The sequence below is a fragment of the Pseudarthrobacter sp. LT1 genome (assembly GCF_035621795.1).
Lineage (GTDB): Bacteria > Actinomycetota > Actinomycetes > Actinomycetales > Micrococcaceae > Arthrobacter.
Window position 1 is genome coordinate 3182097 of record NZ_CP141830.1, and the last position, 25371, is coordinate 3207467.

General features: G+C 64.7%; 22 protein-coding genes. 7 read left to right on the forward strand and 15 right to left on the reverse strand.

Annotated elements, in window-relative coordinates; all coding sequences use genetic code 11:
• Positions 1-48: 48 nt before the first annotated feature.
• A complete protein-coding gene (dapE, locus tag VIK36_RS14920) occupies positions 49-1185 on the reverse strand; it encodes a succinyl-diaminopimelate desuccinylase (RefSeq protein WP_255172735.1) in 1137 nt (378 codons plus the stop codon).
• A 51-nt stretch (positions 1186-1236) separates the two neighbouring features.
• Here dapE and dapD point away from each other — a divergent pair, with 51 nt between their 5' ends.
• Both dapD and VIK36_RS14930 read left to right on the forward strand, forming a co-directional pair.
• On the forward strand, positions 1237-2265 hold the full coding sequence (gene dapD, locus VIK36_RS14925; RefSeq protein ID WP_324642535.1) for a 2,3,4,5-tetrahydropyridine-2,6-dicarboxylate N-succinyltransferase: 1029 nt from the start codon (positions 1237-1239) through the stop codon (positions 2263-2265).
• A 22-nt stretch (positions 2266-2287) separates the two neighbouring features.
• On the forward strand, positions 2288-3145 hold the full coding sequence (locus VIK36_RS14930) for a hypothetical protein (protein ID WP_324645292.1): 858 nt from the start codon (positions 2288-2290) through the stop codon (positions 3143-3145).
• A 28-nt stretch (positions 3146-3173) separates the two neighbouring features.
• On the opposite strand, the gene VIK36_RS14935 is transcribed toward VIK36_RS14930, so the two are convergent.
• The gene (locus tag VIK36_RS14935) at positions 3174-3785 is read right to left on the reverse strand and encodes a hypothetical protein (protein ID WP_255172736.1); all 612 of its coding nucleotides are present in this window, start codon (positions 3783-3785) and stop codon (positions 3174-3176) included.
• Positions 3786-3899: 114 nt separating this feature from the next.
• On the reverse strand, positions 3900-4508 hold the full coding sequence (locus tag VIK36_RS14940; RefSeq protein ID WP_324645293.1) for a TetR/AcrR family transcriptional regulator: 609 nt from the start codon (positions 4506-4508) through the stop codon (positions 3900-3902).
• A gap of 101 nt (positions 4509-4609) precedes the next feature.
• Here VIK36_RS14940 and galE point away from each other — a divergent pair, with 101 nt between their 5' ends.
• Positions 4610-5623, forward strand: coding sequence for a UDP-glucose 4-epimerase GalE (gene galE / locus VIK36_RS14945; protein ID WP_324642537.1), 1014 nt, complete (start codon positions 4610-4612; stop codon positions 5621-5623).
• Positions 5624-5835: 212 nt separating this feature from the next.
• On the opposite strand, the gene VIK36_RS14950 is transcribed toward galE, so the two are convergent.
• The 3 genes from VIK36_RS14950 to fdxA form a co-directional block, all read right to left on the reverse strand.
• Positions 5836-7122, reverse strand: coding sequence for a citrate synthase (locus tag VIK36_RS14950; protein WP_056334606.1), 1287 nt, complete (start codon positions 7120-7122; stop codon positions 5836-5838).
• Positions 7123-7374: 252 nt separating this feature from the next.
• Positions 7375-8514, reverse strand: a complete 1140-nt coding sequence (dapC, locus tag VIK36_RS14955) for a succinyldiaminopimelate transaminase (RefSeq protein ID WP_324642539.1) — start codon at positions 8512-8514, stop codon at positions 7375-7377.
• Between the two features lie 14 nt (positions 8515-8528).
• On the reverse strand, positions 8529-8855 hold the full coding sequence (fdxA, locus tag VIK36_RS14960; RefSeq protein ID WP_013601705.1) for a ferredoxin: 327 nt from the start codon (positions 8853-8855) through the stop codon (positions 8529-8531).
• A gap of 137 nt (positions 8856-8992) precedes the next feature.
• Here fdxA and VIK36_RS14965 point away from each other — a divergent pair, with 137 nt between their 5' ends.
• Positions 8993-9232, forward strand: coding sequence for a hypothetical protein (locus tag VIK36_RS14965; RefSeq protein WP_255172739.1), 240 nt, complete (start codon positions 8993-8995; stop codon positions 9230-9232).
• A 125-nt stretch (positions 9233-9357) separates the two neighbouring features.
• Here VIK36_RS14965 and typA read toward each other — a convergent pair whose 3' ends face one another.
• A complete protein-coding gene (gene typA, locus VIK36_RS14970; RefSeq protein WP_255172740.1) occupies positions 9358-11286 on the reverse strand; it encodes a translational GTPase TypA in 1929 nt (642 codons plus the stop codon).
• A gap of 272 nt (positions 11287-11558) precedes the next feature.
• Between typA and VIK36_RS14975 the strand changes: the two genes are divergently transcribed.
• Positions 11559-12452, forward strand: coding sequence for an SGNH/GDSL hydrolase family protein (locus VIK36_RS14975; protein WP_324642540.1), 894 nt, complete (start codon positions 11559-11561; stop codon positions 12450-12452).
• A 122-nt stretch (positions 12453-12574) separates the two neighbouring features.
• Here VIK36_RS14975 and VIK36_RS14980 read toward each other — a convergent pair whose 3' ends face one another.
• The 5 genes from VIK36_RS14980 to VIK36_RS15000 form a co-directional block, all read right to left on the reverse strand.
• The gene (locus tag VIK36_RS14980) at positions 12575-14281 is read right to left on the reverse strand and encodes a dipeptide ABC transporter ATP-binding protein (RefSeq protein WP_255172742.1); all 1707 of its coding nucleotides are present in this window, start codon (positions 14279-14281) and stop codon (positions 12575-12577) included.
• A gap of 11 nt (positions 14282-14292) precedes the next feature.
• Entirely contained in the window at positions 14293-15237 is a 945-nt protein-coding gene (locus tag VIK36_RS14985) for an ABC transporter permease (protein ID WP_255172743.1), read from the reverse strand.
• On the reverse strand, positions 15227-16156 hold the full coding sequence (locus tag VIK36_RS14990; protein ID WP_142117098.1) for an ABC transporter permease: 930 nt from the start codon (positions 16154-16156) through the stop codon (positions 15227-15229). The genes VIK36_RS14985 and VIK36_RS14990 overlap by 11 nt, the downstream gene beginning before the upstream one ends.
• A 124-nt stretch (positions 16157-16280) precedes the next feature.
• Positions 16281-17969 (reverse strand): peptide ABC transporter substrate-binding protein, encoded by a 1689-nt coding sequence (locus VIK36_RS14995; RefSeq protein WP_255172744.1) that lies wholly within the window; start codon positions 17967-17969, stop codon positions 16281-16283.
• Positions 17970-18247: 278 nt separating this feature from the next.
• A complete protein-coding gene (locus VIK36_RS15000) occupies positions 18248-20008 on the reverse strand; it encodes an ABC transporter family substrate-binding protein (protein ID WP_324642542.1) in 1761 nt (586 codons plus the stop codon).
• Between the two features lie 216 nt (positions 20009-20224).
• Here VIK36_RS15000 and VIK36_RS15005 point away from each other — a divergent pair, with 216 nt between their 5' ends.
• Entirely contained in the window at positions 20225-20749 is a 525-nt protein-coding gene (locus VIK36_RS15005; protein ID WP_255172746.1) for a DUF805 domain-containing protein, read from the forward strand.
• 84 nt (positions 20750-20833) lie between these two features.
• Here the strand turns inward: VIK36_RS15005 and ychF are convergent, their stop codons facing one another.
• Positions 20834-21919 carry a redox-regulated ATPase YchF gene (gene ychF, locus VIK36_RS15010; protein ID WP_159631466.1) on the reverse strand — a complete coding sequence of 362 codons (1086 nt, stop codon included), beginning with the start codon at positions 21917-21919 and terminating at the stop codon, positions 20834-20836.
• Between the two features lie 90 nt (positions 21920-22009).
• Between ychF and VIK36_RS15015 the strand changes: the two genes are divergently transcribed.
• On the forward strand, positions 22010-23239 hold the full coding sequence (locus VIK36_RS15015; protein WP_255172747.1) for a DNA recombination protein RmuC: 1230 nt from the start codon (positions 22010-22012) through the stop codon (positions 23237-23239).
• Between the two features lie 94 nt (positions 23240-23333).
• Here VIK36_RS15015 and VIK36_RS15020 read toward each other — a convergent pair whose 3' ends face one another.
• Positions 23334-24413, reverse strand: coding sequence for a 4-hydroxy-3-methylbut-2-enyl diphosphate reductase (locus tag VIK36_RS15020; protein ID WP_255172748.1), 1080 nt, complete (start codon positions 24411-24413; stop codon positions 23334-23336).
• A gap of 9 nt (positions 24414-24422) precedes the next feature.
• Positions 24423-25274 (reverse strand): hypothetical protein, encoded by an 852-nt coding sequence (locus VIK36_RS15025; RefSeq protein WP_255172749.1) that lies wholly within the window; start codon positions 25272-25274, stop codon positions 24423-24425.
• Positions 25275-25371: the final 97 nt, after the last annotated feature.

A 25371-nucleotide genomic window follows, 5' to 3' on the forward strand; every position in this document is an offset into this window, starting at 1 on the left:
GGTCCGGAATTCCCGTGGGGAGTTCCGGACCTTTTCGGTTACTGGCCGTCAGCCAGCGAGCCAGCTTTGCAGCGCGGCGAGGCATTTGCGGACGGCATCAGCGTGGACGTGCTCGTTGTCCTTGTGTGCCAGCAGTGCATCGCCCGGGCCGAAGTTCACCGCCGGGATGCCCAGCTCACTGAAGCGTGCGACGTCGGTCCAGCCGTATTTGGGCTTGGGCTCGGCGCCCACGGCGGCAACAAAGGAGGCGGCAGCCGGGTGCTGCAGGCCAGGACGCGCTCCCGCGGCGGCATCGGTGCGGACCACGTCAAAGCCCTCCAGCAGTTCCCGGACGTGGGCTTCGGCCTGGTCCGGCGTCTTGTCCGGGGCGAACCGGTAGTTGATTTCCACCACGCAGCGGTCCGGGATGACATTGCCGGCAGTGCCGCCGTTGATCTTTACCGCGTTGAGGCTTTCCCGGTAGTCAAGCCCGTCAACGTTGATGGTCCGCGGTTCGTAGGATGCCAGGCGGGCCAGGATGGGGGCTGCTGCGTGGATGGCATTGCTGCCCATCCACGCCCGCGCCGAATGTGCGGCCTCGCCCGCTGTGCTGGCCTCGAACCGGCTGGTGCCGTTGCAGCCGCCCTCCACCGTTCCGTCCGTGGGCTCCAGCAGGATGGCGAAGTCTCCCTGCAGCAGATCTCCGTGGTTGCGGACCAGGCGACCCAGGCCGCTCTTGACCGCCTCCACTTCCTCGTGGTCGTAGAACACAAAGGTGACGTCCCGCTTGGGCTGCGCGCCGCCGTCGAACATTCCTGCTGCCAGCGCGAGCTGGACCGCCACGCCGCCCTTCATGTCGGTGGCTCCGCGGCCAAAGAGGACGCCCTCGCCCGGAACGCCGGACTCCCAGCTGGACGGGACAGTGCCCCTGGAACCTTCAGTCAGCGGAAGCGGGACCGTGTCCAGGTGGCCGGCGAGAATCACGCGCTCACCCAAGCCCAGTTCCGTGCGGGCAATGATGGCGTCACCGTCGCGCACCACGGTGAGCTGGGGAATCTCCCGCAGGGCCGCTTCGACGGCGTCCGCGAGCTGCTTCTCATTGCCCGACACGCTGTTGATGTCCATGAGTGCCGCGGTCAGCAGCGCAACGTCCTGGTGCAGGTCAAGGGTGGACACGGAAGATTCAGGGGCGGTTTCAGCAGTCACGAAGCCAGTCTAGTTCGAACCGGCGGCCCGGCCCTCGATAGACTGGGGCACATGACTGAGACTGCTTCCTCCGCCGTGCCCGAAACCCTGACCTCCAACGCTGATGACCGTTCCGCCTATGGCTTTGGTGTGGCCACCGTTGCCACCGCCGGCAGCGGCACCACGGTCCTGGACGTCTGGTTTCCGGCACCGGCACTGGGTGTTGCGGCCGAGGATCTCCGCTCGGTGGAAAACGCCGACGAAGCCCTGACGGCCATCGCTGAGAACGGTGCAGACCAGGACCGCGGCACGGAGCAGAAGGTGGTCTTTGTCCAGGTCAACCTCGACGAAGCCCCCGCCGACACCGCGGACGCCTATCTCCGCCTGCACCTTCTCTCGCACCGCCTGGTCCAGCCCAACACCATCAACCTGGACGGGATCTTCGCCAAGCTCCCCAACGTCGTGTGGACCAACTTCGGCCCCGCCGCCGTCGAGGGCTTTGAACTGACGCGCGCCAAGCTGCGCCGGCGGGGCGCTGTCACCGTCTACGGCATCGACAAGTTCCCGCGCATGGTGGACTACGTGGTACCCAGCGGGGTCAGGATTGCCGACGCCGACAGGGTTCGCCTGGGTGCGCACCTCGCCGCCGGCACCACCGTCATGCACGAGGGCTTCGTGAACTTCAACGCCGGAACCCTGGGCACCTCCATGGTGGAGGGGCGCATTTCGGCGGGCGTCGTGGCCGGTGACGGCAGCGATGTGGGTGGCGGCGCCTCCATCATGGGCACCCTGTCAGGGGGCGGCAAGGAAAAGATCACCATCGGCGAGCGTGTCCTGCTCGGTGCAAACTCAGGTGTGGGCATCAGCATCGGTGACGATTCGGTAGTGGAAGCCGGCCTCTACGTCACGGCCGGCACCCGTGTCCGCGTTCCGGGCCCCAAGGACGAGGTGGGCGAGGACACCACCAAGATCGTCAAGGCCGCCGAGCTCTCCGGCGTCCCCAACCTGCTGTTCCGCCGCAACTCCACCACGGGCGCGGTGGAGGCTCTCCCCCGCAAGGGCCAGACCGTGGAACTGAACGACGCCCTGCACGCCAACTAGTCTCTTCGTGGCACCTCTGTCTGTGGCGCGTAGGCGCGGCCTGCGCCGCCTGGCGGTGCTGCTCCTCACCCTGGCACTGGCAGCGGGAGGCATTTACACGGCGGTGTACTTCGTGCAGCGTTCCGAGACCCTCGTCTCGGAACGCTGCACAGCCACGGCCGGCGGCCGGACCGGGGAACTGGCGCCGGACCAGGCGGCCAACGCAGCCCTGATCACCGCCGCGGCCGTCCGGCGGGGCCTCCCTCCGCGTGCCGCCACCATTGCCCTGGCCACTGCCATGCAGGAGTCCAAGCTGCGCAACATCGGCCACGGCGACCAGGCCGGCCCTGACTCGCGGGGGCTCTTCCAGCAGCGGCCGTCCCAGGGCTGGGGCACCGAGGCCCAGATCATGGACCCGTACTACGCCGTCAATGCCTTCTATGACGCCCTGGTGAAGATCCCCGGGTACGAGACGCTGGACATCACTGACGCGGCCCAGCAGGTCCAGCGTTCCGCCTACCCCAAGGCCTACGCCCAGCATGAGGAGATGGGCCGGGCCTTCGCTTCCGGGCTGACCGGACAGACCCCCGCGGGTGTCCAGTGCACGCTGCGTTCCCCGACGGCGGGCGGGAATTCAACAACAGTGGTGACGGAACTGGACCAGGCTTACGGCGGCGTGGATTCGCAGGTGGACGGCGCCACCCTGGTGGTGGACGCGGACGGGGCACTGGCGTGGTCGGTGGCGCAGTGGGCGGTTGCGAATGCCAAGAACCTGGCGGTGACCAAGGTGGAAGTTGCCGGCCGCAGCTGGGACCGGCCGGGCGGGGACGGATGGCAGGCGTCGGGGGCCGCTGCCGGGCAGGTGCGCATCACCGTACGGCAGGACGACGGCGGCACGTGACGTCCCGCCGTCGTCCTCCCTGCAGGGGCTAGACCAGGATTTCCAGCACCGGCTGGACGTAGCTGCGGAGCAGCTCAGGCTGGCCCATCAGCTCCTGGCTCATGATGATCTTGTCCGGTTCCAGGTACCAGGCCCGTTGCTCGTCCAGCGGCAACTCAATGATGGTCAGCGTGAAGTCCCGCGAGTCCCGCCCCACCTCCATCAGCCGGTCATCCACCATGTCCCCGAGCAGCTGGTCCGTTCCGCTGGCCACGCGCTGGGCTTCGAGTTCGGCGTATTCGCTCCGGCGTTCCCTGGCCCAGGTGAGGGCAGACCCGAAATGGGCCTGCAGGAGCCGTTGGAGCGCCGGCGAGTTGCCGAACGCTTCGAAATCGGGCGGGGACAGTTCCGGGGAGGTGTGGGGGTGCGCCTTGAGCAGCTGCTCCCACCAGGCCTCCCACTCGGTCTTCAGTGCGCTGAGGCCGCCAACATCCGCGGTCAGGTGCTTATGGTCCGCCGAACGGACTTTGGGTGATGCATGGGACAGCATGGGACGGCCCACGCCGTTCAGGCCGGCGGCGTCCCGGACGTAAAGAGCAATCATCATCGGCCCGGATGTGTCGGTGGTGATCTGCCACCCGGAACCGCTTGCGTGCTGCATCCAAAGTCCTTTCCTGGCCTACCGGTGCCGGGCGTCGTGATCGGTCCGGCCTACCCGGCTATCAGTCTATTCCCGCAACCAGTCCGCGGAAGTGCAGGACAGCCTTTTGATCCCTTAGCGTGCGATCCCGTCAAGGTGCCGCTCAAGCACGTCCCGGCACATCTGCGCCGTCATCCAGCCCGGCTGGAGCAAGGCGTGCATACAAAGTCCGTCCAGCGTGGCCAGGAGCCGTTCGGCCTCCACCACCAGGTTCTCCTGCGGTTCATCGTCCGGCAGCAGGGTTGCGACGAGTGCGCCCACGATGGCCGCGATTTCACGGTGGCTTCGGTCCGACTCCGCGGCAAGGAACGGCCGGATGCGGGCGGCGTTCTTGAACGCCAGCCACGCACATGCCTCCACTGCTGTTTCCTCGTCCAGGGGAAGCATGCCGCCCAGAAGGGTTAAAACAGCCCCCCGCTGTTCGGGACTGGCTGCGGCAGCATCAAGGACGGCGGGCAGCAGGGCTTCCAGCCGGCCGGCCACCCGGTCCACCACCGTGCCGAACGTAAACGCCAGAAGCTCCTCGCTGCCCTGGAAGTAGTGCCGGACCGAGCCGACCGCCAGTCCTGCTTCGTCCGCAACTTCCCGAAGCGAGGCACGCTCGAGACCGTCCACGGCAATGATGCGGAGAACCGCCTGGACCACATCCTGCCGCCGGGCATCGGCGTCTACAATTTTGGGCACCATTCTTATTAGCACACTTGTGTTTACTCTGCCTTTTCACAGACCGCCCGCCATCCGGGACACGGCGGCGGGCAACGCTGCACGTGGGATAGCGTTGAGGCATGAAAATCTTGGTCACAGGGGGCACCGGCTACATCGGTTCCCACACTGTTCTTTCCCTGCAGGAAGCCGGCCACGACGTGGTCGTCATCGACAACCTGGTCAACTCCAGCGAGGAGTCGCTGCGCCGCGTAGCCGAACTCAGCGGCAAGACCGCGGAGTTCCACAACGTGGACCTGGTGGACGAGGCCGCCGTCGAGAAGGTGTTCGCCGGAAACGGCATCGAGGCCGTCATTCATTTCGCAGGCCTCAAAGCGGTGGGTGAATCAGTGCAGGAGCCGCTGAAGTACTACTACAACAACCTGGTGGGGACGCTTAACCTGGTCCGCGTCATGGACAGGCACGACGTCCGGTCAATCGTCTTCAGCTCCTCGGCCACCGTCTACGGTGAGCACAACCCCATCCCGTACGTGGAAAAAATGGAGATCGGCGCCAACAACCCGTACGGGCGCACCAAGGAACAGATCGAGGACATCCTCTCTGACCTCGGCGCCGCCGACTCACGATGGCACATAGCACTGCTGCGCTACTTCAACCCGGTGGGCGCACACCCCTCGGGACGCATCGGCGAAGACCCGCAGGGCATCCCGAACAACCTTGTCCCGTTCATTGCCCAGGTGGCGGTGGGGCGGCGTGAGAAGCTCATGGTCTTCGGCGGCGACTACGACACGCCGGACGGTACCTGCCTGCGCGACTACATCCACGTGGTGGACCTGGCCGAGGGACACGTGGCTGCACTGAACCACATCGCGGACCGCACCGGCGTCTTCCGCTGGAACCTCGGTTCCGGCAAGGGCTCCTCTGTCCTGGAGGTCCTGCGCTCCTTTGAGAAGGCAGTGGGCCAGCCCATCCCCTACGAGATCACCGGCCGCCGCGCGGGAGACCTCCCGGCGTTCTGGGCCGATGCCACCTCGGCACTGGCAGACCTGAGCTGGTCCACCACCAAGACCGTGGACCAGATGTGCGAGGACCACTGGCGCTGGCAGAAGAACAACCCCCAAGGCTACGCCTCCTGACCCTGCCCTCCCCGTCGATTGCCGAGTAGCTGGCCTTTTGAACCCCCAAAAGGGCAGTGGGCCGACGCCGGCAGGGTTCCCTGGCCGAGCTTGCGAAGGTTAGGGTGCCGGTGGGGAGCAATGGATGGTGATTAAAGCGAAACGGCCGCCCACCTGTGAAAGGTGGGCGGCCGTCGTCGTCATTGCTGTTGCTGTCCCTGACAGGCGGGGAATCAGCGGGCGGGGTAGTCGCGCTCCGGCTCGCCGATGTACAGCTGGCGCGGGCGGCCGATCTTGGTGTTCGGGTCGCTGATCATTTCGCGCCACTGGGCAATCCAGCCCGGCAGGCGGCCGATGGCAAACAGGACGGTGAACATCTTCTCGGGGAAGCCCATGGCCTTGTAGATCAGGCCGGTGTAGAAGTCCACGTTCGGGTAGAGCTTGCGCTGGATGAAGTAGTCATCGCTGAGCGCCTTCTCTTCCAGGCGCATGGCGATGTCGAGCAGTTCGTCGTTGCCGCCGAGCTTGCTGAGGATCTCGTGGGCCGTGGCCTTGACGATCTTGGCGCGCGGATCGTAGTTCTTGTAGACGCGGTGTCCGAAGCCCATGAGGCGGACGCCGTCTTCCTTGTTCTTGACCTTCTCCATGTAGTCCTCGGGCTTGAGGCCCTCGGCCTGGATCTGGCGGAGCATCTTCAGCACGGCCTCGTTGGCGCCGCCGTGGGCAGGGCCGAAGAGGGCATTGATGCCGGCCGAAACGGAGGCGAAGAGGTTGGCGTTGGAGGAGCCCACCAGGCGCACGGTTGAGGTGGAGCAGTTCTGCTCGTGGTCCGCGTGCAGGATGAGGAGCAGGTCCAGGGCCTTGACGATGACCGGGTCCAGCTCGTACTGCTCGGCGGGGAGGCCGAAGCTGAGGCGCAGGAAGTTCTCCACCAGGTTCATGGAGTTGTCCGGGTACAGCATGGGCTGGCCGATGGACTTCTTGTGCGCGTAGGCGGCAATAACCGGCAGCTTTGCCATCAGGCGGATGGTGGAAACCTCCACCTGCTCGGCGTTGAACGGGTCCAGCGAGTCCTGGTAGAAGGTGGACAGCGCGGACACGGCCGATGACAGCACCGGCATGGGGTGTGCGTCGCGGGGAAAGCCGCCGAAGAAGCCCTTAAGCTCTTCGTGCAGCAGGGTGTGGCGCCGGATCTTCTGGTCGAACTCGTCCAGTTCGGTGGGCGTGGGCAGGTTGCCGTAGATCAGCAGGTAAGACACCTCGAGGAAGCTGGAGTGCTGCGCCAGCTGCTCGATGGGGTATCCGCGGTAGCGCAGGATGCCCGCATCGCCATCGATGTAGGTAATGGCGGAGGTGGTTGCTGCGGTGTTCATGAAGCCGGGGTCAAAGGTCACGGCACCGGTCTGCTTGAGCAGCTTGGAGACGTCGTAACCTTCGTTCCCTTCAACAACCTGGATGCGCGGGAGCTTCAACTCGCCACCTGCGTGGAGCAGGGTCGCAGCATTGTTGGTCTCAGTCATGGAGTCCCCTTCATGAGGCGTCTTCGGCCTCTGTCGAAAGCTTGATCCAACATCAGGTGAGCCGCGCACTTGAGCCTGAGAAGACAGGTTCCAACACCCGGGCTGCCTTCTTGTAGAAAGCCACCATTGATCGTCAACTTAAAAAGTACCGCTCCTTGGCGGGTGTCACTAATCCGCGAGCTTCCCATCCGGCCTAAAATGCACCGGATGTGGGGCGAGTCACACGATTATTACGTGTCCCCGGGGGCCGGATCAGGCCAGCCGTGCAACGGCTGCATCGATCCGCTCGTCGGATCCGGTCAAGGCCACGCGGACATAGCCGTTGCCCGCGTCTCCATAGAAGACACCCGGCCCCACCACAATGCCGCGTTCAGCCAGGCGGGCCACCGTGGCCCACGTGTCCTCGCCTGCAGTCGACCACAGGTACAGGCCGGCGTCGGACTCCTTGATCTCCAGGCCGAAGTCCAGCAGCGCGGGCACCAGGCGTTCACGCCGGCCCCGGTACAGGTCCTTCTGGGCCTCGACGTGGGTGTCATCCCCCAGCGCCACCCGCATGGCCTCCTGGACCGGGTAGGGAACGATCATGCCTGCATGCTTGCGGCTGTTGACCAGGTTGGGCATCAGGTCCGGATCACCGGCAACGAAGGCTGCGCGGTAGCCGGCCAGGTTGGACTGCTTGCTCAGCGAGTACACGGCGAGCAGGCCCTGGTGCGAGCCGCCGGCCACGTGCGGATCGAGGATGCTGGGGACGCGCTGGCCGCCGCGCTGGACGTCCCAGTCGCCCCAGCCAAGCTCTGCGTAGCATTCGTCCGATGCCACCACAGCGCCGATTTCACGGGCCTGGACCACCAGCGCCTTCAGTGACTCCGCGTCGCGGACACTGCCCGTGGGGTTGCCCGGGGAATTGACCCAAATGAGGCGCACGCGTGCGCGCGTTGCGTCGTCAAGCTCGTCCAGGTTGTCCGTGGCCACCGAGGTGACCCCAGCAAGGGTGGCGCCGATATCGTACGTGGGGTAAGCCACCTTAGGCCGTACGACGACGTCTCCGGGCTTGAGGCCCAGCAGCAGCGGCAGCCACGCAACGAGTTCCTTGGACCCCACAGTCGGCATGATGTTGCGGGGGTCGAGGCCTGCCACTCCGCGCCGGCGTTCGAACCAGCCCGAGATGGCTTCCCGAAGCGCGGGAGTGCCGTGAACGGTGGGATATCCGGGGGCATTGGCGGCCGCCTTCAGGGCGTCCTGGACCAGCTGCGGTGTGGGATCCACGGGCGTGCCAATGGAGAGGTTAACTGCCCCGCCCGGGTGTTCCGAGGCCTTGGCCATGTAGGGGGCCATGGCCTCCCACGGGTAGTCGGGCAGGTTCAGGCCAAACGAATTCACTGCTGCGGTCACGTTTCCCGTCCGCGTCAGTGGTCTTGGTTCTGCGGCGGCAGGGCGGCGATCATCGGGTGGTCCTTGCCCGTGTTGCCGATCTTGGCCGCGCCACCAGGAGACCCAAGGTCATCGAAGAATTCGACGTTGGCCTTGTAGTAGTCGGCCCATTCCTCCGGGGTGTCATCCTCGTAGTAAATGGCCTCCACCGGGCACACCGGCTCGCAGGCGCCGCAGTCGACGCACTCGTCCGGATGGATGTACAGCGAACGCTCGCCTTCATAGATGCAATCGACCGGGCATTCCTCAATGCATGCCTTGTCCTTAACATCCACACACGGCTGCGCGATTACGTACGTCACGTCCCTGGCCTCTCCACGTTGGGTTCCGGCTTCCCCGCCGGCTCTAGCATCCGGCAGCACGGCCGGACTATTGACATCTGAGCCTATTATCTCCCAGCCCGTTCCCGCGAACCTAGCCGGCGGCCTAGTATGAACTGGTGAGTCTGCCAGCGCCTGCCCCTGCCCGCTTCCTGGCCGCGGCTGAGCCCGGAACCCGGGTGGTGGTGCGCTACCGGATTGAAGGTGGCCTCACGGATGCCCTGGGCCACCTGCTGACGTGCGACGCCGGTTCCTGCACCGTCCGCACCCGCCAGGCCGACGTCGTCATTCCCCTTGAGCTTGTGGTGGCCGCGAAGGAAGTGCCGCCCGCTCCCCCGCGCCGCGCCGCTGCGCACTGACAGCGCCGCTCGTTGCCCACGGGCTCTCCCTGCCTAACGAACCCACGGTTTCCTGCCCAATCGCGAGCTTAAACGCAGAACGCCACCGGCAAATGCCGGTGGCGTTCTGCGGACCTGCGGAGTTACTAGGCCTTGGCGCGGGCGCGGTTGGCCTTGGCGCGCTCGTTGGTGTCCAGGATGACCTTGCGGATGCGGATGGCGTCCGGGGTCACTTCGACGCACTCGTCCTCGCGGGCGAACTCGAGTGACTCTTCGAGGGTGAGTTCCCGCGGCGGGGTCAGGTTCTCGAAGGTGTCGGAGGAAGCGGCACGCATGTTGGTGAGCTTCTTTTCCTTGGTGATATTGACGTCCATGTCGTCGGCGCGGGAGTTCTCGCCCACGATCATGCCTTCGTAGACCTCGGACGTGGGCTTCACGAAGAAGGAGCCGCGTTCCTGCAGGTTGATCATGGCGAACGGGGTAACAACACCGGCGCGGTCGGCAACCATGGAACCGTTGGTGCGGTACTCGATGGGGCCGGCCCACGGCTCGTAGCCTTCGGAGATGGAAGCCGCGATGCCTGCACCACGGGTGTCGGTGAGGAACCGGGTGCGGAAACCGATCAGGCCACGGGCCGGAACGATGAACTCCATGCGGCACCAGCCGGTGCCGTGGTTGGCCATGTTGGTCATGCGGCCCTTGCGGGCTGCCATGAGCTGGGTGACGGCGCCCAGGTATTCCTCGGGCACGTCGATGGTCATGTGTTCCATCGGCTCGTGGATCTTGCCATCAACGGTCTTGGTGACAACCTGCGGCTTGCCGACGGTCAACTCGAAGCCTTCGCGGCGCATCTGCTCCACCAGGATAGCGAGGGCGAGCTCGCCACGGCCCTGGACTTCCCAGGCGTCGGGACGCTCGGTGGGCAGGACCTTGATGGAGACGTTACCGATCAGTTCCTTGTCAAGACGGTCCTTGACCTGGCGGGCAGTAACCTTGGCGCCCTTGACCTTGCCGGCCAGCGGCGAGGTGTTGATACCGATGGTCATGGAGATCGCGGGATCGTCCACGGTGATCAGCGGCAGCGGCTGGGGGTTCTCGGCGTCGGTCAGGGTTTCACCGATGGTGATCTCCTCGATGCCGGCGACGGCGACAATCTCGCCGGGGCCTGCGGACTCGGCCGGCACGCGCTCCAGCGCCTTGGTGGCGAGCAGCTCGGTGATCTTGACGTTCTTCAGCTCGCCGTTGGCGCGGGCCCAGGCCACGGTCTGGCCCTTGCGCAGGGTGCCGTTGTAAATACGCAGCAGGGCCAGGCGGCCAAGGAACGGGGAGGCGTCGAGGTTGGTGACGTGCGCCTGGAGCACACCCTCCGGGTTGTACGTCGGAGCCGGGATGTGCTCGATGATGGTCTTGAACAGCGGTTCGAGGTCCTCGTTCTCCGGAGCGGTGCCGTCAGCGGGCTGCTCCAGGGAGGCGCGGCCGACCTTCGCGGCGGCGTACACCACGGGGACCTCGAGGATTTTGTCCAGGTCCAGATCGGGGACCTCGTCGGCCAGGTCGGAGGCGAGGCCGAGGAGCAGGTCCATGGACTCGTGCACGACCTCTTCGATCCGCGCGTCGGGGCGGTCGGTCTTGTTGACCAGCAGGATCACGGGCAGGTGCGCAGCGAGGGCCTTGCGCAGCACGAAGCGGGTCTGGGGCAGCGGGCCCTCAGAGGCATCGACGAGCAGGACGACGCCGTCGACCATGGACAGGCCGCGCTCGACCTCGCCGCCGAAGTCGGCGTGGCCGGGGGTGTCGATCACGTTGATGGTGATGGTCTCGCCGTTCGAGGACGGACCGTTGTAGGCGACAGTGGTGTTCTTCGCCAGGATGGTGATGCCCTTTTCGCGCTCCAGGTCGCCGGAGTCCATGACGCGGTCTTCTACGTGGTTGTGCTCTGCAAAGGAATGGGTCTGCTTGAGCATGGCGTCGACCAGGGTGGTCTTGCCGTGGTCAACGTGGGCCACGATCGCGACGTTGCGGAGGTCACTGCGCGATGCAGTGGCTACCGCGGTGTTGGTGGTGGTTTCAGACATGCGTAAAGGCTCGATTCAGTGGAGTCAGCTGTTGTATCGCGACATTTCCAACTGGAACGCACGACGGACAAGGCCCTTGGCACAGGGCGCCTTCCTTTATTCTAGCCGCTGAGTTATTTGTTGGCCTAAATTCCGGCCGGGTCGACGGCCCCTGGAGGTGCGGCGATCAGGGACCGCCGGTACACGGTGTGACCAAGTTCACTACCGCTTCCGTGTGCATGGCATGATGTCTGTGACACAGAGCCCATCCTTTGAGCACGCCGGAGACAACGATGCCCCCTGCCAAGGCCAGCACCATGCGCGGTGCGGCGTGGGCTGTGGCCGCAGTGGTCGCCGGGCTCGTGGCCGTCGCGGGATCCGGTGGCGACGGACTTTCCGCTGGTTCGGCCGGCAGCAGCCTGTCGCGGGCAGCCACAGGCCAGGCGGCCAACAGCCAGGTGGCAGCCGTGAAGCCGGGCGCCCCGAAGGTGTCGGTGGCAGCCACTGCCCACGTCCTGAATACGGGCAATGGCCGCCTGGAAGCAGTTGTTCCCGATGTGGGCAGAACGGTCCTGCTGATTGGGGATTCGCAGTCGGAACCCGTAGACGGCTGGCCCCGCCTGGGCCTGGCCGCTGCCGGGTACAACGTATACTTCTGCGGCCGCGGCGGCACCGGCTACGTCGCGGCGAACGGCGCTACCGGTAATTACGTGGACGCCCTGCAGCGCGGGGACTGGTTGCTTCCTTCCGGGACTCCCGCCCTCCTTGTGGTCGAGGGTGGCGGCAACGACGCCGCCGGAGGAGCAAGCAACGCGCAGATCTCGCGGAACGCCGAGCGGCTGATCGCTGAGCTGCGGAGCCGCTATCCCGGCACACGGCTGGCAATGATCGGCACCCTGGCCCGGGGAGCGAACGACGGCGGCGGGCGGCGGAGCGAGGTGGACGCTTTGCTCGGTGCCGTGGCGGCAGCAAATGGAGTGCCCTTTGTCTCCACCGGAGATTGGCTCACCAGGTATGGACTGGCAAAGTACCTCGCTGATGCGGTGCATATGAACCCCGAAGGCCGCACGGCCCTGGGCGGGATTCTTGAGCGCAGGCTGCGGGAACTCGGACTGGACCGGAAACCCGCAGCGGAGCAGGGCGCCCTCGCTGCCGTGCCTGCAAGCGGGAGCACCTTCCAGGACTGACAGCCGAACCGGGCTGTTACCGCCCGTCCAAACAGTCTCGCCGGTTAATCGAACCGGCCAATTAAACGGATGGAGCCGGGCCCCAAAGGTCCCGGCTCCAGCCGTTCAAGGAAAACGTCCCGCTATGCCACCTCAGGCGGAAGCATCAGCTTCGCACCGGGGATGGCGTTCAGCAGCGCCTTCGTGTAGTCCTGCTTGGGCGACTCGAAGACCTCGTCCGTGGATCCCGTCTCCACCAGGCGGCCCTTCTCCATCACGCAGACGTGGTCCGCAATCTGGCGCACCACGGCAAGGTCGTGCGTGATGAACAGATACGTCAGCCCGAGGTTGGCCTGCAGGTCGGCGAGCAGGTTCAGCACCTGCGCCTGCACCAGCACGTCAAGCGCGGAGACTGCCTCATCACAGATGATGACCTCGGGGTCCAGCGCAAGTGCCCGTGCGATGGCAACGCGCTGCCGCTGGCCGCCGGACAACTCGTTGGGATAACGCTGCATGGCGGACTGGGGCAGTGCCACCTGGTCCAGCAGCGTCCGGACTTTCTTCTCCCGGCTGGCCTGGTCCCCGATCTTGTGGACCCGCAATGGTTCTTCGATCGTGCGGTAGATGTTGTACATCGGATCGAGGGAGCCGTACGGGTCCTGGAAGATCGGCTGGACCCGCCTGCGGAACTTGAACAGCTCGGCAGCCTTCAGGGCCGAGGTATCGACGCCGTCGAACAGGATCCTGCCCTCGGTCGGCTTCTCCAGCTGGAGCACCATCTTGGCCACTGTGGACTTGCCGGAACCCGACTCCCCCACGATCGCCGTCGTGGTTCCCCGCCGGACGTCGAAGCTCACGCCGTCGACGGCCGCGAAGTCCGTCGCCTTGCCCAGCCCCGAGCGAAGCTTGTAGACCTTCCGCAGATCCTGGATCTGCAGGAAGGTATCGGACTTCACCGTCTCGGCGCCGGGCGCCAGGAGGTCCGCCGTCTCCACTCCCTGCTCCTTGGCCACCTGGATACGGCGGCTGGCGAGCGACGGAGCGGACTCCACGAGCCGCTTGGTATACGGGTGCTGCGGGTTGCGCAGCAGCTCCAGGGACGGTCCTGCTTCAACCACACGGCCCTGGTACATGACCACCACTTTGTCTGCGCGCTCGGCTGCCAAACCCAGGTCGTGGGTGATCAGCAGCACCGAGGTGCCCAGTTCGTTGGTCATGGTCTCCAGGTGGTCAAGGATCTGCCGCTGGACGGTGACGTCGAGGGCCGACGTCGGCTCATCCGCAATCAGCAGGCGTGGCTGGCAGGAGAGGCCAATCGCGATCAGCGCACGCTGGCGCATGCCGCCCGAGAACTCATGCGGGTACTGGTTGGCCCGGCGTTTGGCGTCCGGAAGTCCAGCCTGGGACAGCACCTTGGCGATGTCGTCCGGCCCGCTGGGACGGCCGTTCGCCTTCAGTGTTTCCCTGACCTGGTAGCCGATCTTCCACACGGGGTTCAGGTTGGACATCGGGTCCTGCGGGACCATGCCGATGGTGTTGCCGCGCAGTTCGATCATGCGGTGCTCGCTGGCGTGGGCGATATCCTCTCCGTCGAGCAGGATCTGTCCCCCGGCAACCCTGCCGTTGTTGGGCAGGAGGCCGATGGCTGCCAGGGCAGTGGTGGACTTTCCGGAGCCGGACTCCCCCACGATCGCGACGGTTTCGCCGGGCATGATGGTCAGGTGCGCGTCCCGGACAGCCTTGACTTCACCGCCGCCGGTCTTGAAGGTGATGGCCAGGTCACATATTTCGAGCAGCGGCCTGACGCCGGTGGTGCCGGCCTCATCAATGCGGACTTCTGGAGTTGTCATCTCTTTTTCTCTCATCGCTGACGGCTCTTCGGGTCAAGGGCGTCGCGCACGGCGTCGCCCAGCATGATGAAGCTCAACACCGTAAGGGAGAGCGCGGCGGCCGGGTAGAGCATGATCTGCGGATGCGTTCGTATGGAAGTCTGTGCTGCGGAGATATCGTGCCCCCAGGACATGACCCCCTCGGGCAAGCCAATCCCCAGGAACGAAAGGGTGGCTTCCGCCACGATGAATACGCCGAGTTCGAGGGTGGCCAGGACAATCACGGGTGCGAGGGCGTTCGGAAGGACGTGCTTCACCAGCGTTCCGAATTTCGAGACACCCAGCGCGCGGGCTGCTGTCACAAAGTCGGCGTTACGCACCTCGATGACAGCGCCACGGGTGATGCGGGCCATTTGCGGCCAGGCAAGCAGCGAGATGACAAAGACCACGGTCCAAACGCTCTTGTTTTCCCTGAACATGGGCAACTGTGTGATGACAAGCGCCCCGAGGATCAATGGCAATGCGAAAAAGATATCACCAAGACGCGCGAGGATGGTGTCCAGCCAACCGCCATAAAAGCCGGCGAGGGCACCGAACGTCACCCCGATGATGAGGACGCAGAGGACGGAAAGGATACCTACCGAAAGTGAAGCCTGCGTGCCGTGGATGACCCTGGAGTAAATGTCGCAGCCCTGGAAGGTGAAGCCGAATGGATGCCCTGGCGCAGGTCCGCCTTCTGAGTTTGCGAGCTCGCAGCCCTCGTTCGGCGGGACCGACGAGAACAAGCCAGGGAACAGCGCTACGACGATCAGCACCAGGATAAGAAAAGCCGAAATGATGAACAGCGGACGACGGCGAAGCTTGCGCCAGGCGTCTGCCCAGAGGCTGAGCGGGGCCTGGTCAGTCTTGACGGCGTCCGTCGCCTGCAGCGGCGTCTCGTCGATGGGGGCCACAAAGTGGCTGTTGTTACTGGTCATAGCGGATCCTCGGGTCAAGCCAGGCGTACAGGAGATCGACAAGCAGGTTGGCCACCACGAACACCAGCACCAGCACGCTGACGATGGAGACGATGGTGGGTCCCTCAGTGCGAAGGACAGCCTGGTAGAGCTTGTTGCCTACGCCGGGAACATTGAAGATGCCCTCGGTAACAATGGCGCCGCCCATCAGGCCGCCAAGGTTGGCGCCCAGGTAGGTCACCACCGGGATCAGCGAGTTGCGCAGGATGTGCGCCAGGACCACCCGGGGCCGGGAAAGGCCCTTGGCGGTGGCTGTCCGCACGAAGTCGGCGTTCATGCCCTCGCTGACCGACGCACGGGTCAGGCGGAGGACATAGGCGAACGAGACAAGTCCCAGGACTACTGCCGGTAACAGCAGATTTCCCCAGTCCGCATTGGCTCCGACTGTGGGTTTGGCCCAGCCGAGCTGGACGCCGAAGACGAGCTGGAAGACGAAGCCCAGGACGAAGGTGGGGACGGCGATAACCACCAGCGAGGCCACCAGGACGGTGGAGTCGAACCAGCCGCCGCGGCGGAGCCCGGCGAAGACGCCGAACGCCACTCCGAAGACGGCCTGAATAATCAGCGCCTCGACCGCGAGCATGGCGGTCACGGGGAAGACCCGGGCCAAAGTGGCCGCGATTGGCTGTCCCGTGAAGTCATTGCCCAGGTTGAAGGTGAAGAGGTTCTTGAGGAAAAGGCCGTACTGGACCCAGAACGGCTGGTCCAGGTTGTACTGGCTGCGCAGGGTGTCGATGACTGACTGCGGGGGCTGGCGGTCGCCGAAGAGCGCCGCGATGGGGTCGCCGGGCAGGGCGAACACCATGTAATAGACGAGCAGCGTGGTGCCGAGAAAGACAGGGATCACCTGTAGGAGTCGGCGAAGAATAAACCGGACCACAGGTTTACCTGCCTTCCGGCAAAGGGGAGAACGGGTTCATTGGTGCCTTCCTGCAGTTGCAAGCGAATGGGGGCCCGGCTGTAACCGGACCCCCAGTGCGCCTCACAGCAAGTTAGATCTGGGACTACTTAGCCGTGATGTTGTAGTAGAGAATTTCGCCGTTCCAGCCGGTCTCGGCCTTCGCAACGTTGTTGCTCCACACAATTGCCTTGGCATAGTCCCAAAGCGGCAAGCCCGGAAGGTCCTGGAACAGAACCTCCTGTGCCTGGTTGAACTTGGCGTTCGCGTCATCCGTGCTCTTGGCGGCGAGGCCCTCCTTGAGCAGCTTGTCGAACTCGGGGTTCGAGTACTTCTCATAGTTGGAGGAAGCGCCCGTTGCCCAGACCGGTCCCAGGAAGTTGTACAGCGACGGGTAGTCGCCCTGCCAGCCGGCGCGGGTCAGGCCCGGCAGCTGCTGGGACTTGCGGAGGTTCAGGACTTCAGCGAACTTGGCGAAGGGCTGGATTTCAGCCTGGATGCCGAGGTTGTTCTTGAAGCCGTTGGCCACGGCGTCGATCCATTCCTTGTGGCCACCGTCGGTGTTGGAGGCGATCTGGAGCGGCTTGGAGCTGTCGTAAGGCTGGATCTTCTCAGCCTGCGTCCAGAGGTCCTTGGCCTTGGCGGCGTCGAACTTCAGGACTTCGCTGCCCTTAAGGCCTTCCTTGAAGCCATCGATGACCGGCGGGGCAAAGGCCTTGGCCGGGGTACGGGTGCCGTTGAAGACAACCTTCGTGATTTCTTCACGGTTGATGGCGTAGGACAGCGCCTGGCGGCGGAGCTTTCCGGCTTCACCCTGGAAGTTCGGGTTGTAGCCGGGAATGTTCAGCGTGGCGTTGGTGGCAACAGGCTTGGTGGCGTTGCGGTCCGGGAAGTCGTTGACATAGGTCTTTGTGGCGTTGGACGGCAGAACATCGGTGATGTCGAGGTTATCGGCCTGCAGGTCCGTGTACGCGGGGCCTGGGTCGGTATAGAACTTGAAGGTGATGCCACCGTTTTTGGCCTCACGCGGGCCCTTGTAGTCCGGGTTCTTCACCAACGCGATTGACTGGTCATGGACCCAAGCGCCTTGCTTCTCGAACTTGTAGGGACCGTTGCCCACCGGGTTTTCCCCAAAGGTCTTCGGGTCCGCCAGCGCGGCCGAGGGCAGCGGGTAGAAGGCGGAGTACCCCAAGCGCAGGGACCAGTCGGCCTCAGGCTGGGTGAGCTTGACCGTGATCGTGGAATCATCTGTTGCTGCCAGGCCGGACATCTTGTCGGCCTTGGGAGCGGGCGTGGTGGTGGTCTTGCCGTCCGCGGATTTCTCCGTAGTTACGGCTGAGACGTCCTCATAGCCGGCGATGGACTCGAAGAAGAAGCTGTTGTTCTGCAGGTTCTTGGAGTTGGCCGCAAAGTTCCAGGAGTCGACGAAGGTCTTGGCGGTGATGGCTTCACCATTGGTGAACTTCTGGCCCTGCTTGACCTTGATGGTCCAGTTCTGGGCGTCGGAGGAGTCGATGGACTCGGCCAGCGAGTTCACTGCTTTGCCGTCGGCATCATACGTGCGGAGGCCTTCGAAAAGCAGGTTGATGACGCGGCCGCCATTCGTTTCATTGGTGTTCGCCGGCAGCAACGGGTTTTGCGGTTCGCTGTTGTAAGCGGTGATCACCTTGTTCGGGTCGCCGGCAGCGCTGCTGGACCCGTTGGTGCTGCCGCCGCCGCCGGCGCCGCACCCGGTCAGGGCAAGCGCGGTGATGGCCGCGATACCCAGTGCTTTGGAAGTGCGCGTAAAACGCATTCCGCCTCCTATGAGTTGTGGGAGAGATGTATAGGGGAATCTTGTGCTTCCCCGCAGGTCGGACGCAGCTCACCGCTGTGACGAAACCTACACAATACGAGTTAGCCTAACCGCACGAAGTCCAGATATTGGTACTCCGTTGCCAAACCGTGACCGGCGGCTTTTCAATGCCCCGGGCGGCGGCGATAGTTAGGCACGTCACATGCTACTCGCCGGTAGGCCTTACGGCGAATCGGCGCCGCAAGAGCCAAAGGACCCTAAAAAGGACGTGGCCGCGGCTAGGACAGCCGCCACTCCGCAACGTTCCACCACACGCCGAGGGGACCGGGGCTGGTCTTCACGCCGGCCACCCGGGAATTGAACGCCGTTGTTCCCGGGGTTTGATAAAGGGGGAGGCCATACGCGTCCTCCCAGATGTGCTTGTCGATCCCGGCCAGAAGCTCGTCCTGTTTGCCCAGGTCCGTGGTCACGGCCAGTTGTTCCATGATCTTGTCCGCGTCGGCGTCGGAATATCCCGTGAAGTTGCTGCCGGCCCCGGTGCGGAAGATCTGCGGCACCCTGCTGACACCCGCTTCAGTCCCGATCCAGCCTGACAGGGCGGCGTCGTAGCCGCCCCGGCTCAACGCGGCAGCCCACTCTGCACTCCCCTGGCCGCCGTCGACAACCCGGAATCCCGCCAGGGCGGCCGAATCGCGGATCAGGGCGAAGGCTTTGGCCCGGTTCGGGTTGTCCCGGTTATAGAGAATGCGGATGCTGGGGGTGGCGTCCTTAAGGAGCCTCTTTGCGCCATCGATGTCCACCTTGGCGTAATCGGAAGACCCGTTGTTTTTCACGGTCTCGTCGTACTTTGGCTGTCCGGGCAGGAACACTTGGGAGTCCAGCGGCTTGTTGTCCGCCACCTGGGTGCCCACCACGGCGTCCACGATCGCCTGCCGCGGCACCGTTTTGAGGAAGGCTTCCCGGACATCCTTGTCCGCAAACGTTCCGGAGAAGTTGAGGTCAAGGTGGTCGTAGCCGGACTGTTTGTACCGTTCAACGGTGATGCCCTGGCCTGACAGGCCGGTGAGGAGATTGTCCGTGGCAGCCGAGGGCTGGGGCGAAATGATGTCCGCCTGCCCGTTGCGCAGAGCATCAACCGCCGCCGGCACGGCCCCCGTGAACCGGACATTGATCTCATCCAGCCACGGTTCCGCGCCCCACACGTAGTCCCGGTTCCGGACCAGCTTCATGGAAACTTCAGGCACGATGTCGCGGACAATGTAGGGGCCGCTGGACAGGTAGAGCGCAGGATCATCCGGAACGGACTTCGTGTCGAAGCCGGTGTTCCAGAAATCGCTGACCTTTTTAAGGGCCGGGTGCGACGCCGGCTTGTCCGGGTTGCCCCGGGGCGTGTCCTTGAGGAGCTTGACCAGGTCTTCCTCATCGTTGAGTCCGCTCTTGGCAGCGACGACATGGGCCGGGAGTCCGACGTCGAACGCCACTTCCCAGTCAGCGTACGGTGCGGCGTACTCAATGGTGATGGAACGGCCGTCCGACCCGATTTCGGGAAACAGGGTACCCGCCAGGCCTGTGGTATCGGAGGCAACCGAGAAGTACTTGGTGCCCTTCCCCGCTGCGGGGTCGACGTCATCGAAGTAACCTGACCCGGCGGCCCAGCTCAGCAGGAGGTCTGCAGCTCCGATGGGCGCACCGTCCGACCACTTCACGCCCTCATTGACCGTGTACTTTACTTTGAGCGGCTGGTCAGAGACCTTCTCGAAGTGCCCGAACTTGTCGTTGCGGACCACCTTGGAGCTGTCGTCCAGGTAGAAGAAGCCCGAGTGTGTGATGGCGCCGATCTTCGAGTTGATGTCGGTGTTGCCGCTGGCGCTGTAGGGGTTGAACGAGGAGAATGCGTTGACCTCGGCCACGGTGACGCTGCCGCCCCGCTTTGCCTCCCCCACCACCACGGACGGGGCGCTGCCGCCCGAACAGCCGGAAAGAACCAGGGCAGCCGCCAACGCGGCGATGAGCAACTGCATCAGACGCCGGACCGGCATGCCGCCTCCTTGTGGTTTTCCCTCTCCGGAGGGGACTGGGGCCGCTTCGATCACGCCCTACAAACTCAGGATACTTGGTGCTGCTGCCCGCCAGCCCAATCCGTGCCCCCGCCACAAGGAGGTAGTCCGGGCCGCCGGACGGGACCTACGGCCCGAGCCCGGGCCCGGCCGGTTCCGTAGCATGCTGGCAACGGAACCTCAGGAAGGAAAAGCTCGATGAGCATCCCCCAACCGTCCAATGTGCCCGGAAGTGCAGTCCCGCCCCTCGAACTGCCGTACTACGGTGCTCCGCCGGTGGACGCGGTCAAACGCGTCTTCCAGAAGTACGCGGTCTTCTCGGGGCGCGCCAGCCGAAGCGAATATTGGTGGTGGTTCCTCGCTTCCGGGCTGGCCTCAGCGGTGCTGAATTCCATCAGTCCCACTGTAGTCAACGGCCAGGTGACGGGGTCCAGCGCCCTGGGTGGTTTGTGGTTTCTCGCCACCGTTGTCCCGTCACTCGCGGTGGCGTCCCGGCGCCTCCACGACGTGAACCTCAGCGCCTGGATGCTGCTGCTCGCCCTCATCCCCGTGCTTGGATGGATTGTGCTCATCGTGCTGCTCGCACAGCGGGAGAACCCGTATGGCCAGCGTTTCGACAAGTACCCTGCACCGGAGCGTGGGCAGGCATCATCCGCTCCCCCGTCCTGGCCTCAGCAGCAGCCTCCCTACCCGCCAGGTCCCGCGGGTCCGACCGGGCCGTAGGCCAGGGCAGACCTCCGGCAGTTTTTCGGCCTGGACAGTAGCCAGCATGATTCCGGGGCGGCAGTGCGCCTGTTCCTGCGGAAATCAGACGTTGAAGCGGAACTCCACCACGTCGCCGTCGGCCATGACGTATTCCTTGCCTTCGATCCGGACTTTGCCGCGGGATTTCGCCTCAGCCATGGATCCGGCGTCCACAAGGTCGTCGAAGGAGACTACTTCGGCCTTGATGAAGCCGCGCTGGAAGTCTGAGTGGATGACGCCGGCTGCCTGCGGTGCCGTGTCACCCTGCCGGATGGTCCAGGCTCGCGCTTCCTTGGGGCCCGCCGTGAGGTAGGTCTGCAGCCCCAGGGTGTGGAAGCCCACGCGTGCCAGCTGGTCCAGGCCGGATTCGTCCTGGCCGTTCATCTCCAGCATCTCGCGCGCCTCTTCCTCGTCCAGCTCCACAAGGTCGGCCTCGAGTTTGGCGTCAAGGAAGATACAGTCTGCCGGGGCAACCATGGCGCGCAGTTCTTCCTGCTTTTCCGGGCTGCCCAGGATGCCTTCGTCGGCATTGAACACGTAGATGAAGGGCTTGGCAGTCAGCAGGCCCAGCTCCTTGAGGTGTTCCATCTCCAGTTTGTCGCTCTTGATGGAGGAGTAGATGGTGTCTCCCCGCTCCAGCACCGCCTGCGCTGCCTTGATGGCGGCGAGCTCGGCGGCTTCCCGCTTCTTGATCTTGACTTCTTTTTCGATCCGCGGGATGGCTTTTTCGATGGTCTGCAGGTCCGCGAGGATCAACTCGGTGTTGATCGTCTCCATGTCCGAGCGGGGATCCACCTTGCCGTCGACGTGGATTACGTCGGGGTCATCGAAGACCCGGACAACTTCGGCGATGGCTTCAGCTTCGCGGATATTGGCCAGGAACTGGTTGCCAAGCCCCTCCCCCTCCGATGCGCCCTTCACGATGCCGGCGATGTCGACGAAGGATACCGCGGCGGGCAGGACGCGCTGGGAGCCGAAGATCCCGGCGAGCTTCTGCAGCCTGGGGTCCGGGAGGTTCACGACGCCGACATTGGGTTCGATGGTGGCGAACGGATAGTTCGCGGCCAGGACCTGGTTGCGGGTGAGCGCGTTGAACAGGGTTGATTTGCCGACGTTGGGCAGTCCGACGATGCCAATAGTAAGAGCCACGAGGATTGATTCTACCCGCCGGACCCCGCCGCCCTGTACCCGGGAATGTCACTGCCCATGATTGTCAGAGCCCCGTGCAACAGTGAAGCCATGGATGCTTTTGCCTTGATTCTGGCCCTCTTCATGCTGCTGCTCGGTGCGCTTGCCGGCGCTGCAGCCACCTATTTCTCATTGCGCCGGAACTCGCACGCCCTGGAGTCGGACTTCGACCAGGTGTCGTCCCGCCTGTCCGATGTCACGGCGCAGCTGGCAGCGGCCGACGCCGAGCGGCGGCTTTTGGCCGCACAGAACCGTGAGCTGGGTGAGGCCCGGACACAGGACGGCAGCGTGCTGCGTGCCCTGGCGCCCGTGGCCGAGAAGCTGTCCGCGGTGCAGCAGCAGGTGGCACTGCTGGAGCGGGACCGGGTTGAGCAGTACGGCCAACTGGCCCAGCAGCTGCAGGAGGCCAGGCTGTCCGATGAACAGCTCATCCGTTCCACGCATGCCCTGGAATCGGCGCTGCGTTCCAACAGCGCCAGAGGCCAGTGGGGCGAGGTGCAGCTCCGGCGCGTAGTGGAGGCTGCCGGCATGCTCCGCCACGTCGACTTCGTCGAGCAGGTCCACAGCGCAGGCCACGACTCAGCTGTGCGGCCGGATCTGGTGGTGCAGCTGCCGGGTGAAAAGCAACTGGTGGTGGACGCAAAAGTCCCGTTGTCGTCCTACCTTGAGGCACAGGAACTGGACGCGGTGGACCCCCGCCTGGCACGGGCCGCCGGGCCACAGTCGGCAAACGACGGCCGGAACCGGCAGGCCCTGCTGGCGGCACACGCCAAGGCGCTGAGGGCGCACGTCGACGCGCTGGGTACCAAGAAATACTGGGACATCCCCGGGAACTCCCCGGAACTGGTGGTCTGCTTCATCCCGGCCGAATCCATCCTCGCAGCGGCATTGACTGCTGACGCCGGACTCCTGGATCACGCGCTGTCACGCAACGTTGTCCTTGCGTCACCGAGCACCCTCCTGGCCGTGCTGAAGTCCGTGGCGTTCACGTGGCGCCAGGACGTCCTGACGGACAGTGCACGCGAGCTCTTCGAACTTGCGCGGCAGCTGTACGACCGGATGGGCACGCTGGGCGAGAATGTCACCAAGCTGGGATCGTCACTGAAGACCTCAGTGGACCGTTACAACGCCATGGTTGGCACACTGGAAGCCAGGGTCCTGCCCACAGCGCGGAAGCTCAACAGCCTGGAGGAGTCCGGCCTGGTTGCACCTTCGCTGGTGGAAGTTACCCCGCGGGCGTTGGTGGCACCGGAACTGCAGGGCGACGACGAAGCGGCCTGAGACGGCCGCCGGCATGCGGAAAGGGCCGGGCAGCGTGGTGGCTGCCCGGCCCCTTCCGTTGAGATGTGGTGACGGTTGAAATGTGATCGCGGTTTTAGCTGCGGGACCGGCGTCCGCCCAGCGCGCGGCTGACATCGCCGGCCTGCTTCAGGGTGGCCCGGAGTTCCTTGGGCAGCGAGAAGAGGAGGTCTTCCTCGGCCGTAACCACTTCCTCCACGGCTCCGTAGCCGTAATCAGCCAGCAGCCGCAGCACGTCCTGCACCAGCACCTCGGGAACGGATGCCCCCGAGGTCACACCCACGGTTGCGACGCCTTCAAACCACGCCTCGTCAACCTCGTTGGCGAAATCCACCCGGTACGAGGCCTTGGCACCGTATTCGAGCGCCACCTCCACCAGCCGGACAGAGTTGGACGAGTTGGCCGAACCCACCACGATCACCAGGTCCGCCTTGGGCGCAATTTTTTTGATGGCCACCTGGCGGTTGGTGGTGGCGTAGCAGATGTCGTCGCTGGGCGGATCCTGCAGGGTGGGGAACCGTTCCTTGAGCAGCCGGACGGTCTCCATGGTCTCGTCCACGCTCAGCGTGGTCTGCGAAAGCCAGATGACCTTTTCGGGGTCGCGGACAGTGACCTGGTCCACTTCGTGCGGGCCATTAATGATCTGGATGTGCTCCGGCGCCTCCCCTGAGGTGCCTTCCACTTCCTCATGGCCGTCGTGGCCGATCAGGAGGATATCGAAATCGTCCTTTGCGAAGCGGACGGCTTCCTTGTGCACTTTGGTGACCAGGGGGCACGTGGCGTCAATGGTGCGCAGGCCCCGGGTTTCGGCGGACTCGACCACTGCCGGGGACACTCCGTGGGCGGAGAAGATCACGAGGGCACCTTCGGGTACTTCGTCCGTTTCGTCCACGAAGATGGCGCCCTTTTCCTCCAGCGAGCTGACCACGTGGACGTTGTGGACAATCTGCTTGCGGACATACACGGGCGGCCCGTAGTGTTCCAGCGCCTTTTCGACCGCGATCACGGCCCGGTCAACGCCTGCGCAGTATCCGCGGGGAGCGGCCAGCAGCACCTTCTTGGTTCCGTTTACGGGGGCTGCGGCTGCTACCTCCTCAGGCGAGCGGCGCCTGCGCGGAATGGTTGGCATCGAAAGGGATACAGCCGAGGTGGTCATTCCTCCATGTTACCGGCTGGTCCCCACCCGTTTCCGGGATGCGAACAACGTCACAATGCCCACCGCCACCAGGACGCCACCGGCAACCCCGGCCGCGGCGATCCACGTTTGGAAGTCCGCGCCGGCAGCGGCAAGGAAATGGTCACGGAACATGTTGGCCACCGCATTGCCGGTGTCCGTGGCCTGGGCGCGGGCTGACCCCAGCTGCAGTCCCAGCCCCCACAGCCCCGCGAGCGCCAGTCCCCCAAGGCCGGCGGCCAGCAGCACCGTCCCGCGGCGGCGTGCCGCCACGAGCGCCAGCAGGAACGCTACGGCCGACCCGATGGCCAGGATGTAGCCCATGGGCGCGTAGGTGGCCAGCCGTTCAGTCCACTCCTTTTGCGCAGGCTGGCCTACATTGATCAGCGTCTGTTCCGGCGGGTCGAGGGGAAGCCTGGTGGTGCGGGAGATCTCCTCCGAGCCCAGGGCAACCAGCGGGGCAACGTCGAGGGTCAGGGACGACGCCGACGCTCCTCCCTGGGATGCCGCGGCAGGATCGGCAAAGCTGAGGCGGTGGCTTCTGCGGAGGGTCTCCTCCCAGGCCGCCGGATAGCCGGGCAACCCGGTCAGTGACTCCGCCGCCTTTTCAAGCATTGGCTCCACCAGACCCGAGAGGAACCCGGGAACCGCCCCGGTATCAATCGTTCCCACTGCGGCGGCGGCCAGCTTCTTTTGAAATTCCGTGTCCCTGCCAAGTGGAGCTGCAAGACGGACGAAGCCGTCTTCCTGGACGATGTTGCGGTCCACCCAGATGGCGGGAACGGCAACGGCGGCGAGGAGTATGCCCAGCACGGTGGCGATGGCAGAGATAAAAGTGCGCACAACAGGTCCTTAGGGGTTGGGGGCCTTATCCCATCCTAGGCAGGGTCCAGGGGCTGCCCCTGTCAGTCCCCGGTGCTAGACCTTATGGATAAGGTTG

Excerpts from the sequence above, each read along its gene's own strand:
- VIK36_RS14975 (WP_324642540.1), top strand. The coding sequence starts at position 11,559 with ATGCCCCCTGCCAAGGCCAGCACCATGCGCGGTGCGGCGTGGGCTGTG.
- VIK36_RS14980 (WP_255172742.1), bottom strand. The coding sequence starts at position 14,281 with ATGACAACTCCAGAAGTCCGCATTGATGAGGCCGGCACCACCGGCGTC.
- VIK36_RS14935 (WP_255172736.1), bottom strand. The coding sequence starts at position 3,785 with ATGCAGCACGCAAGCGGTTCCGGGTGGCAGATCACCACCGACACATCC.
- typA (WP_255172740.1), bottom strand. The coding sequence starts at position 11,286 with ATGTCTGAAACCACCACCAACACCGCGGTAGCCACTGCATCGCGCAGT.
- dapD (WP_324642535.1), top strand. The coding sequence starts at position 1,237 with ATGACTGAGACTGCTTCCTCCGCCGTGCCCGAAACCCTGACCTCCAAC.
- VIK36_RS15020 (WP_255172748.1), bottom strand. The coding sequence starts at position 24,413 with ATGACCACCTCGGCTGTATCCCTTTCGATGCCAACCATTCCGCGCAGG.
- VIK36_RS14950 (WP_056334606.1), bottom strand. The coding sequence starts at position 7,122 with ATGACTGAGACCAACAATGCTGCGACCCTGCTCCACGCAGGTGGCGAG.
- VIK36_RS14995 (WP_255172744.1), bottom strand. The coding sequence starts at position 17,969 with ATGCGTTTTACGCGCACTTCCAAAGCACTGGGTATCGCGGCCATCACC.
- VIK36_RS14985 (WP_255172743.1), bottom strand. The coding sequence starts at position 15,237 with ATGACCAGTAACAACAGCCACTTTGTGGCCCCCATCGACGAGACGCCG.
- galE (WP_324642537.1), top strand. The coding sequence starts at position 4,610 with ATGAAAATCTTGGTCACAGGGGGCACCGGCTACATCGGTTCCCACACT.
- VIK36_RS15005 (WP_255172746.1), top strand. The coding sequence starts at position 20,225 with ATGAGCATCCCCCAACCGTCCAATGTGCCCGGAAGTGCAGTCCCGCCC.
- VIK36_RS15000 (WP_324642542.1), bottom strand. The coding sequence starts at position 20,008 with ATGCCGGTCCGGCGTCTGATGCAGTTGCTCATCGCCGCGTTGGCGGCT.
- VIK36_RS15015 (WP_255172747.1), top strand. The coding sequence starts at position 22,010 with ATGGATGCTTTTGCCTTGATTCTGGCCCTCTTCATGCTGCTGCTCGGT.